9 protein-coding genes and 1 pseudogene are annotated in these 9,660 nt (G+C 58.3%); 6 read left to right on the forward strand and 4 right to left on the reverse strand.

Features of this window, described 5'->3' with window-relative positions:
• From GWQ22_RS19870 to GWQ22_RS19880, 3 genes are all read right to left on the reverse strand, one after another.
• A partial coding sequence (locus tag GWQ22_RS19870) for a retention module-containing protein (RefSeq protein ID WP_275931405.1) occupies nucleotides 1–1,324 on the reverse strand: 1,324 nt, incomplete at its 3' end.
• 227 nt (nucleotides 1,325–1,551) lie between these two features.
• The gene (locus GWQ22_RS19875) at nucleotides 1,552–3,213 is read right to left on the reverse strand and encodes a putative transporter (protein ID WP_275931406.1); all 1,662 of its coding nucleotides are present in this window, start codon (nucleotides 3,211–3,213) and stop codon (nucleotides 1,552–1,554) included.
• A 119-nt stretch (nucleotides 3,214–3,332) separates the two neighbouring features.
• Entirely contained in the window at nucleotides 3,333–3,968 is a 636-nt protein-coding gene (locus GWQ22_RS19880) for a hemolysin III family protein (protein ID WP_042038590.1), read from the reverse strand.
• A gap of 213 nt (nucleotides 3,969–4,181) precedes the next feature.
• On the opposite strand from GWQ22_RS19880, the gene GWQ22_RS19885 reads away from it, so the two are divergent.
• From GWQ22_RS19885 to GWQ22_RS19895, 3 genes are all read left to right on the forward strand, one after another.
• Nucleotides 4,182–5,687 carry an aminotransferase class V-fold PLP-dependent enzyme gene (locus GWQ22_RS19885; RefSeq protein WP_275931409.1) on the forward strand — a complete coding sequence of 502 codons (1,506 nt, stop codon included), beginning with the start codon at nucleotides 4,182–4,184 and terminating at the stop codon, nucleotides 5,685–5,687.
• Nucleotides 5,688–5,802: 115 nt separating this feature from the next.
• Nucleotides 5,803–6,351 carry a septation protein A gene (locus GWQ22_RS19890; RefSeq protein ID WP_212514411.1) on the forward strand — a complete coding sequence of 183 codons (549 nt, stop codon included), beginning with the start codon at nucleotides 5,803–5,805 and terminating at the stop codon, nucleotides 6,349–6,351.
• A 27-nt stretch (nucleotides 6,352–6,378) separates the two neighbouring features.
• Nucleotides 6,379–6,675, forward strand: a complete 297-nt coding sequence (locus GWQ22_RS19895; RefSeq protein WP_275931407.1) for a YciI family protein — start codon at nucleotides 6,379–6,381, stop codon at nucleotides 6,673–6,675.
• Nucleotides 6,676–6,764: 89 nt separating this feature from the next.
• Here GWQ22_RS19895 and cysQ read toward each other — a convergent pair whose 3' ends face one another.
• Nucleotides 6,765–7,535, reverse strand: a complete 771-nt coding sequence (gene cysQ, locus GWQ22_RS19900) for a 3'(2'),5'-bisphosphate nucleotidase CysQ (protein ID WP_275931408.1) — start codon at nucleotides 7,533–7,535, stop codon at nucleotides 6,765–6,767.
• A gap of 167 nt (nucleotides 7,536–7,702) precedes the next feature.
• Between cysQ and GWQ22_RS19905 the strand changes: the two genes are divergently transcribed.
• The 3 genes and pseudogenes from GWQ22_RS19905 to GWQ22_RS19915 form a co-directional block, all read left to right on the forward strand.
• Nucleotides 7,703–8,023: a ComEA family DNA-binding protein gene (locus tag GWQ22_RS19905; RefSeq protein WP_042038584.1), complete on the forward strand. Its 321-nt coding sequence runs from the start codon at nucleotides 7,703–7,705 to the stop codon at nucleotides 8,021–8,023.
• Nucleotides 8,024–8,117: 94 nt separating this feature from the next.
• Entirely contained in the window at nucleotides 8,118–9,029 is a 912-nt protein-coding gene (gene galU / locus GWQ22_RS19910; RefSeq protein ID WP_042038583.1) for a UTP--glucose-1-phosphate uridylyltransferase GalU, read from the forward strand.
• Between the two features lie 216 nt (nucleotides 9,030–9,245).
• Nucleotides 9,246–9,536, forward strand: a pseudogene (locus GWQ22_RS19915) (dipeptide/tripeptide permease); the annotation flags it as partial.
• Nucleotides 9,537–9,660: the final 124 nt, after the last annotated feature.

Genomic DNA, 9,660 nt, shown 5'->3' on the forward strand with positions numbered 1-9,660 from the left:
TCTTGTCGCCATCCGCCGCCAGATCGCTGCCCGCCACCAGGATGGTGAAGCGGCCATCGGCAGCCACCTTGCCGGTGTATTCGGTGTTGTTGACGGTCAGGGTGACGGTGTCACCCGCCTTGAACTCGCCCGTCACGGTGCCGCTGACCGGGATCTGCTGACCCGCTTCGGCGGCGTTGATGACGTCGTCGGCGGTGATGTTGGCATCCAGCGTGATGGCCAGCGTTGGTGCTGTCACATCCACGCTGCCATCATCGGTAGCAGTGGCTGTGTTGCCGGCAGGGTCGGTCACGCTAGCGGTTACGTCATAGTCACCGTCCGGCAGCGGAGAGATCACATCCGTGCTGTAAGTCCCATCCGACTGAACAGTCGTTGTCAGGGTCTGCTGGTTGCCATTGGCATCCGTGACCACCAGAGTCACTGTGCTGCCAGAGGCAGCATCCGTGGTCCCTGTGATGGTCGGGGTGGTGTCATTGGTGTTGTCTGGCGCATCCACTGTGATGGATGGAGCCGTGCTGTCCACGCTGCCATCATCGGTGGCTGTGCCGGTGTTGCCGGCAGGATCTGTGACATTGGCGGTGACAGTGTAGGAGCCGTCCGCCAGCGGTGTGGTGACATCAACACTGAAGGTACCATCCGGATTGACGGTCGTGGTCAGAGTCTGTTGATTGCCATTAGCATCCGTAACCAGCAGGGTCACAGTGCTGCCTGCGGGGGCATCAGTGGTACCAGTCAGGGTCGGGGTCGTGTCATTGGTATTGTCCGGAGCAAAGACTGTGATCACCGGTGGCACCAAGTCGAACAGCTGATTTTCCTCACCCGCGAACGCATCGCCAATCACACCCGTGTCAGCCTGGGTGGCGGTATCAAATCCCGCTTCCGCTATGGTGGCATCGCCGGTACGCTCTATGGTGACGAAACCACCGTTACCGCTAGCGCCCGCCACACCGCCAATATTGCCGCCGCCTGCGGCAGCACCGCCGGCCGCCGCCGCTTCAAATGCCTTGGTCGGATCGGCGCCAGCCAGAATGGCTTGTTGCAGGGCCGCTATGTCATCGGGATTGCCGATCGGCACATTCTGGGCAAGCAGCAGCTCTTTAGACGTGTCATCCTCAGCCTGCTGCTCGTTGGTCGGGCTCAGGGTGAACGTCTGATTGCCGCCTTTGAAGCTGGCGCCTTCAGGAGTGATCAGCACCGCATCCTTGGGCAGGATATCGCCTTCGGCGAGCGGCCTCTGGCTGCCATCTGCGGCGACCAGGTAAACCTTGCCTGTCAACTGGGTAACGACGACGTCCTGATCCAATGCGATATTGTGGCTGCTCATGTTCTCTCCTGAATCTCTATTGGCATGCAATATTCCACTGTCTAATGTGCCTGTGAACGACGCCAGAAACCAGTTAGAAAATTCGAATGGATAGCCTGATTTGAAGCTGGAACGGCCGGTTAAACAGGAGAGTCAATGACGGGGGAATAAATCAATAAAATAAATATTATCAATATCTTGCATTTAGATGACGGGAGCACATGGCTGTGTTCCCGTCCAGGTCATGATCAGGCGCCCGCCCACAACAAAATGGCGAGCAACTGGGGGGAGATAATCCGCAGGAACATCACCAAAGGGTAAACAGTGGCATACGACAAGGCGCTGGCACCACTGGTGGGATGCATACCGTTGGCAAACGCCAGGGCGGGAGGATCCGTCATGGAACCGGCCAGCAATCCGCACAGGGTGAGATAGTTCATCTTGCCATACAGACGGGCCAGCACACCGACCACCAGCAGCGGGATCAGGGTGATTGCCATGCCGTACATCATCCAGGCCGGACCATCGCCGTTGATCAGGGTGTCGATGAAACCGGCGCCTGACTTGAAGCCCACCACGGCCAGAAATAGCACTATGCCGATCTCCCGCAGCGCCAGGTTGGCGCTCGGTGGCATGAACCAGTAGAGCTTGCCGATGCTGCCGATCCGCGACAGGATCAGTGCCACCACCAGCGGGCCGCCCGCCAGACCCAGCTTGAGTGCCGCCGGGAACCCGGGCAGATAGAAGGGGATAGAACCGAGCAGCACGCCAAGACCAATACCGATGAACACAGGCAGCATCTGCACCTGCTGCAGTTTTTGCTGCACATTGCCCACCACATTGGTCACCGCTTCGATGGCGTCGAGTCGCCCCACCAGATTGAGGATGTCACCAAACTGCAGACTGGTCTGGCTGGTCGGCACCAACTCGATACCGGCCCGATTGAGGCGCGAGATGACCACATCGTACTTCTGCTTGATGTCGAGATCGCGGATCTTCTTGCCGAGCACCTGCTCGTTGGTCACCACCACCCGCTCCACCCGCAGATCGGTGCCTCGGGTCGAGAGCGAGGTATCCACCTCCTCCCCCAGCACCAGCAGCACCTTGTGCAACGCATGCCGTTCACCCACCAGGTGCAACAGGTCGCCGAGTTCGATGCGCGAGTCCGGCCGCGGCACCATCAGCTCCTCGCCGCGCTTGAGGCGGGAACAGATGACATCGGCTTCGTCCAGGCTCGGGATCTCCCCCAGCATCAGGCCGTGCATGTTGGGGTTGCGCACCGCGATGTTGATGGTCTGCAGGCTCTCCTTGGTCTTGCCGGCTTGTTGCTCGAACTGGGCTGCTTCTTCGTCGATCTTGATGCGAAAAAACATGCGAATGAGCCACATGGTGAGCAGAATGCCGCAGATGCCGAACGGATAGGCGACGGCATACCCCATGCCCATCAAGCCGGTCGAACCGGGCGCGGCGCCCAGCTCGGCCAGGATCTGCTGACCCGCACCAAGGGAAGGCGTGTTGGTCACGGCGCCGGAGAATACCCCCAGGAGCACTGGCAGCGGCACGTCAAACAGTTGATGCAGCGCAGCCGCGACCAAGCAGCCAAGCAGCACCAGCAGGGCGGCAAAGCCATTCAGCTTGAGGCCAGAACTGCGCAGGGAGGAGAAGAAGCCGGGACCGACCTGTATGCCTATGGTGTAGACAAACAGGATAAGGCCGAACTCCTGAATGAAGTGCAGAGTTTGTTCATCCAGTGCGAGACCGGAGAGGCCGGCGAAGTGGCCAACTATGATGCCACCAAATAGCACACCTCCGATCCCCAAGCCAACGCCATAGACTCGCCAGTTGCCCAGCCAGAGCCCCAGCACTGCCACCAGCGACAACATGCTGATGGAAAGCGCGATATCACTCATTATCGTGCATCCTTTGCGAATTGAACTGTCCTTAGCTTGTCAGCAAACGCCGACGCCAACTGTGTGATACCGCACGAATTTATCCTTTTGAGCGGCAATATATACCAATTAAGGGCTAGTTAAGCGACATAACCATAAATGGCCATAAAGTGACAAACACTGCCACCCAACACAAACAGATGCCAGATGGCGTGGTTATAAGGGATCTGTCTGGCCACATAGAAGATGACCCCAAGGCTGTAGATGAGACCACCGAGCCCGAGCAGCAGCAAGCCTTCCCCCTCCAGATGGAGGTAAAGCTGATAAATGACCACCAGCGACAACCAGCCCAGCATCAAGTAGGTAAACAGCGACAACTTCTTGAATCGATTGATGAAGAGCAACTTGAACACCACCCCCGCCAGTGCCAGCGCCCAGATCACCACCATCAGTCCCTGGGCCAGCGGGGTATCGAGCGCCACCAGCAGGAAAGGGGTATAGGTCCCGGCGATCAGCAGATAGATGGCGCAGTGATCAAACACCTTGCACCAGCGCCTCGCGGCCCCTTCAGCCATGCTGTGATACAGGGTCGAGGCGAGATAGAGCAGCACCAGGCTGCCGCCATAGAGGCTATAGCTGATGAGCGCCTGGGTGCCCTGCTCCCAGCCCTTGTTCAACAACAAGATCAATCCCAGGATCCCGAACACCAGCCCCAAGCCGTGGCTGAGGCGATTGGCCAACTCCTCGCGGGGAGAATAATCCGTCACACTGCTCATTGCATACTCCTGCCCAAACTGGGCTCACTCTAGCCGCCGCCATTTCAGAGTACAAGTGTTAGCTTAAATAGGATGGGATCTGATTTGGCCAGCGCTCATGGCTGTCACCCGTTTGCCTTTGGTGTATGCTCTGCGGCCGATGCCCACGTAGCTGTTGCCGCCACGGCGGCTCACCACACAGTGGCTACCTGGCAACCCGGTCTGGAGAACCTGATGAAGTTGACTGAGCTGTTTACACAACCGGATGCAGCCTTTGGCGACGCAATGAGCGCCATGCTGGCACAATTTCACCACTCGGATGACAGTCAGGCCCCCTACCAGCACGACCAGTTCACCCACCAGCTCGATCAATCCCGCATGCCTGCAGTCGGCCTCTCCATCCAGCACTATCTGGCGCGGCTGACCACCCTGGTGCCCGGCGCCTCTCACCTCACCTCGCCACGCTACATGGGCCACATGACGGCACCACTGCCGGCCTATACTGCCGAGCTGTCGCGCCTGCTGGTGATGCTGAACCAAAATCCGATGAAGATGGAGTCCTCCCGCCTGCTCAGTTTTCTGGAGCGGGAGGTGCTGGCCAAGCTGCACCGCCTCATCTATGGCAGGGACGATGCCTTCTACGGCGAGCAGATGCATGCCAAGGATGCCGCCCTCGGCGTCATGACCAGCGGCGGCACCATCGCCAACGTCACGGCGCTGTGGCTGGCCCGCAACCGCGCCTGCGGCGACAACCTGTTCGCCCTCTATGAGCAGGGCTATCGCGGCGCTGTCATTCTGGGTTCCCGGCTGATGCACTACTCCTTCGACAAGGGGATGGATCTGCTGGGATTGGGCGCCCGCAGCGTCTGGCGCCTTGAGACCGACGAGCAGAACCGGCTCAGTCTGGCTGCGCTGGAGCAAGCGCTGATCCAGTGCAAGGAACAGAAACTCAAAGTGCTGGCACTGGTCGGCGTGGCGGGCAGTACCGACTTTGGCTCCATCGATCCGCTGCCGGAGCTGGCAGCCATCGCCGAGCGCGAGCAGATCCATTTTCATGTGGATGCCGCCTGGGGAGGCCCGACCCTGTTTTCGCCCCGCTATCAAAACCTGCTGACCGGAATTGAGCGGGCCGACACCGTCACCCTGGATGGCCACAAGCAACTGCTGGTGCCGCTCGGTACCGGCATGCTGCTCTGCCGCCAGCCCGACCTGATGATGGCGGTCAAACGCGAAGCCCCCTACGCCATTCGTGCCACCTCGTTCGATCAGGGGCGCTTTACGCTGGAAGGCACCCGCCCGGCCAACGCCCTCTATCTGGATGCCGCCTTCCAGCTGTTTGGCCAGCAGGGTTACGCCCATCTCATCGAGGCCAACTACGACCGCGCCCGACAGATGGCAGAGCTCATCGCAAGCGACCCCGCTTTCGAGTTGATGTCGGCACCGGTGATGAACCTGCTCTCCTACCGCTGCATTCCGCCCCACCTGCAGGGCAAGCCACTGGATGAAGCGGCCAATGCGCAGATCAACGACTTCAACGTGGCCCTGCAAAAAGCCCAGCGGGCCGAGGGGCACAGCTTTGTCTCCCGCACCCAGCGGGCGGTGGGGCGCTACGGCGCCCAGCCGCTCACCCTGCTGCGCGCCGTGCTGCTCAACCCGCTTATCGAAGAGCGCCACATCCGCGAGCTGCTGGCGGATCAAAAACGGTTGGGCGAGCCCCTTGCCCGCCAGCTATTTGGCTAGCGCCGCATCAGGGAACGGGACGTAAAATGGGCGGTCTTATTCATTTGCCGTTGCCCATCGGGCAGGTAAACTGGACAAAATTTTGAGGTCTACTCTTGAGGGCTACGCGCCAGACATGAAGCAATTTATTGAATTTATTCCACTTATCGTTTTCTTCGCGGTCTACAAGTTCTACGACATCTACACGGCCACCGGCGCCCTGGTCGTGGTGACCGGTCTGCAACTTCTCTACAGCTGGGTGCGTTATCGCAAGGTAGAGAAGATGCAGCTCTTCACCTTCATCTTGGTCGGCTTCTTCGGCGGCCTCACCGTGTTCTTCCACGATGACACCTTCATCAAGTGGAAAGTGACCATCATCAATGTGCTGTTCGCGCTGGGTCTGCTCATCAGCCGCTACGGCTTTGGCAAGAACCTGATCAAACAGATGCTGGCCAAAGAGCTGCAAGCCCCCGATGCCGTCTGGGACAAGGTCAACCTCGGTTGGGTTGGCTTCTTTACCGTCTGTGGCATGCTCAACCTCTACGTGGCTTTCAACATGCCGCAAGAGATGTGGGTCAACTTCAAGGTGTTCGGCCTGCTGGGGATGACGCTGGTCTTTACCCTGCTGAGCGGTGTCTATCTCTACCGCCACATCCCTGCCGAACAAAAGAACGAGCTGAAATAATAACCCTCATCAGAAAAGGATCCTCTCATGTGGTATCTCATCTACTCCGAAGATGTCCCCAATAGCCTGCCACTGCGCAAGCAGGTTCGTCCTGCCCACTTGGCCCGGCTGCAAGCGCTGCAGGATGAAGGGCGCCTGCTGACCGCTGGCCCCAACCCGGCTATCAATGCCGACGATCCGGCCGATGCGGGCTTTACCGGCAGTACCGTCATCGCCGAGTTTGCCTCGCAGGCTGACGCCAAAGCCTGGGCCGATGCCGACCCCTATGTGGCGGCCGGTGTCTACGCCAAGGTGACCATCAAGCCGTTCAAAAAGGTGTTCTAACAGAACGCCATTCCCAAGATGCAAAGAGGCCGGACGCTGGTGTTCAACCAAGTCCGGCCTCTTTCTATTCTACGGTATCACAAGCGGGCTCACGCCCGGGCGACAAACCAGGGGTTGAGGATGTCAGGCTTGTTGTAAGCAAGGGGTGAACCATCGAGTTGGGTCACGCTGCCTCCGGCCCCCTCCAGCACCGCCTGCGCCGCAGCGGTATCCCACTCGCAGGTGGGCGCGAGGCGCGGATAGAGCTCGGCCCCCCCTTCGGCAATGATGCAGAACTTGAGAGAGCTGCCCATGGAGACCAGCTCAATCTCGCCCCGCCCTATGTCACCAAAGTGCGCCAGATAATCCAGGGTTGCCTGGGACAGGTGATTGCGGCTGCCCACCACCCGCCATGCCTTTCCTTCCTGATGCGGCTGAGTCTGGATGGACTCACGCTTGCCATCGGCCACCCGCCAGGCCCCGCCCCCTTTTCCGCCATACCAGAGCCTGTCCAGCACGGGGGCATAGACCAGGCCCCACAGCGGCTTGCCATCCTCGATCAGCGCGATATTGACGGTGAACTCGCCGTTGCGGGAGACAAACTCCTTGGTACCGTCGAGCGGGTCCACCAGCCAGTAGCGTGACCAGCCACGGCGCAACCCCATCACCTCGGGACCGGACTCTTCCGACAGCACAGGGATATCGGGGGTCAGCCGCGCCAACGCCTGCACGATCACCTCGTGAGCACCCTTGTCGGCAGCCGTGAGCGGGCTCTCATCGCTTTTGTACTCCACCGTAAAAGGCTGACTATAGATGGCCATGATGGCGTCACCGGCTGCGCGGGCTATGGGCTCCAGCTCGGAAATTGCAGGGAAAAACATCGAAAAGACATCCTGGTCAAATGGTTAGCACAGTGTACCCATTTTGGAATGGCATGGGTTATAGCCGATTTAGCTGAGTTATAACCCTGTCACATCTGACAGACAAAAAATGGCGTAACTCGGCTAATTCTCAATAGCAACCCCACACAACACAAGGACGTGAAGCCATGAACTACAAGACCCTGACCGCCACCCTGCTGCTGAGCTGCCTGCCCCTGTTGAGTCAGCCTCTGCTGGCTGCTGACAAGCCGGTTGCCAAGCCAGCCACCACAGTCACCACCGCAAAGGAGAGCGGCAAGGTGAACCTGAATACGGCGAACATCAATGAGTTAACTGCCCTCAAGGGGATCGGCGAGAAGAAGGCCCAAGCTATCGTCGATTTTCGCGAGAAGCAGGGCAAGTTCACCACGGTCGACCAACTGGCCGATGTCAGTGGCATAGGGCCGGCAACCCTGGAAGCAAATCGGGACATGATCATCGTCAAGTAACCGCTTGGGACCTCCCCCATCATGAGGGCAGCCTGTGGCTGCCCTATTTTTCTTCGGGTATCATGAGTCCACTTTGTATCTCTGGACTCTCTCCATGAAAAAGACACCGCTCGTTGTACGCAAGGCCGTTCTTCCTGTCGCCGGTTTGGGCACCCGCATGCTGCCTGCCACCAAGGCCATCCCGAAAGAGATGCTGCCGGTGGTCGACAAGCCGCTGATCCAGTATGTGGTACGCGAAGCCATCGCCGCAGGGATCAAGGAGATCATCCTGGTCACGCACTCGAGCAAGAACTCCATCGAGAACCACTTTGACAAGAGCTTCGAACTGGAGGCGACTCTGGAAAAACGGGTCAAGCGGCAGCTGCTGGAAGAGGTACAACACATCTGCCCCAAAGACGTCACCATCATGCACGTCCGCCAGGGCGAAGCCAAAGGCTTGGGTCATGCCGTGCTGTGTGCCCACCCGCTGATCGGCGACAACCCGTTTGTGGTCCTGCTGCCTGACGTGCTGATCGATGAAGTGGCCAGCAATCTCAAGCAGGACAACCTGGCCGAGATGGTGCGCATGTTCGAGGAGGATCAGATCAGCCAGATCATGGTGGAAGCCGTCCCCGACAGTGAAGTGGACAAATACGGCATCGCCGACATCAAGGGCGAGGCCCTGAGCGAAGGCATGTCCCTGCCGATGCAGGCCATCGTCGAGAAGCCGCCCCGTGATGAGGCCCCTTCCAATCTGGCCGTGGTCGGCCGCTACGTGCTCTCCTCCAACATCTGGCCGCTGCTGGAACGTACCCCGGCCGGTGCCGGTGACGAGATCCAGCTGACCGATGCCATCGCCATGCTGATGGAACAGGAGCAAGTCAACGCCTACTTCATGAAGGGTCGCAGTCATGACTGCGGCAGCAAGATGGGCTATATGAAAGCCAACGTGGAATATGCCGTGCGCCACCCGGAACTGAACGGTGAATTCATTGCGTGGCTGAAACAGTTCGTCAAACAGTTGTAATGGATGGATATTTGACCTGTTAATAGTATTATATGCTGGGCATCGTTCGATGCCCTTCCTTTTCCTTTTAGAAACAAAAATTCAACCATTGAAAGATTAAATATCGTTAAATCATAATATTGTAATTTAATTCCGCTTGTTTTATAAGGATTAAGGCTTGTTCCTAGCCCTTGCATAAGATTCTTAAAAAAATATAAAACACAGGTGGAAGTTCCAATGAATAATCCGTCCAAAGGGACCTTTTTAGGTCACCCCAAAGGGCTTTTTTTGCTCTTTAGTACCGAACTGTGGGAAAGATTCTCCTATTACGGCATGCGTGCCGTGCTCGTCCTCTATCTGACTGACATGACTGCCAACGGCGGCATGGGCTGGACTCAAGCCGACGCCCTCAAGCTGTACGGTATCTATACCGGTCTGGTCTATATCACCCCCATCATAGGTGGCTGGCTGGCGGATACCTTCCTCGGCCAACGCCGAGCAATCCTGATCGGTGCCATCTTCATGGCGTAAGCGCCGTTAAATCGACCTACTTGCCTTTACCGTATTGCGCCACTTTTTTTGCAATCGGCTCCAGCGGGACGTTCCATGGCAGCAGGGCTTCGAGCTTTTCCAGGGTATCGGCCTCGCCAAT

The organism is Aeromonas sp. 1HA1 (assembly GCF_029237385.1).
Taxonomy (GTDB): domain Bacteria; phylum Pseudomonadota; class Gammaproteobacteria; order Enterobacterales; family Aeromonadaceae; genus Aeromonas; species Aeromonas popoffii.